Genomic DNA, 539 nt, shown 5'->3' on the forward strand with positions numbered 1-539 from the left:
CGTGCCAAGCAATCTATTGGTATCCGTGCTGGTGCTAGCTGTGAGGATATTGTTACTCATGTGGCTTACGACCAATATGGTAGAGCAGAAAAAGAATACCTGCCTTTTGCACAAGCCAATAATGGCGGGAATTTATTACTCAACGCCGAGAGTTTAACCAATACCTTTTATACGGCTAAGTACCCTAATGATTTAGGGACTACGCCTAACCCTTTTTCTGAAAAGGATTTTGAAGCTTCGCCACTTAACCGTGTGTTTAAACAAGCCGCACCTGGTGAGGATTGGGCCATGGGCTCTGGGCATGAGATAGAAATGGCTTACCAGACCAACAGTGTTGGCGAGGTAAGACGCTTCACGGTAGACCTTGCTTTTGCCAATAATACCTATACGCCAACCTTAGAACTTAATGGTAGTAATGGTACTGACTACGCGGCAGGCGAATTGTATAAAAGTATAACCAAAGACGAAAACCATACCAGTGGTAATAATCATAGCACTGAAGAGTTTAAAGATGCTGAAGGCCGTGTGATTTTAAAACG

At 43.6% G+C, this 539-nt stretch carries 1 protein-coding gene; it reads left to right on the top strand.

Annotated features, from left to right (window positions below; translation table 11 throughout):
* Nucleotides 1-539 (top strand): DUF6443 domain-containing protein (locus Q0770_RS14650; protein ID WP_299118184.1); only part of this gene is annotated, 539 nt, incomplete at both ends.

Origin of the sequence: uncultured Winogradskyella sp. (assembly GCF_947501905.1) — a bacterium.
Lineage (GTDB): Bacteria > Bacteroidota > Bacteroidia > Flavobacteriales > Flavobacteriaceae > Winogradskyella.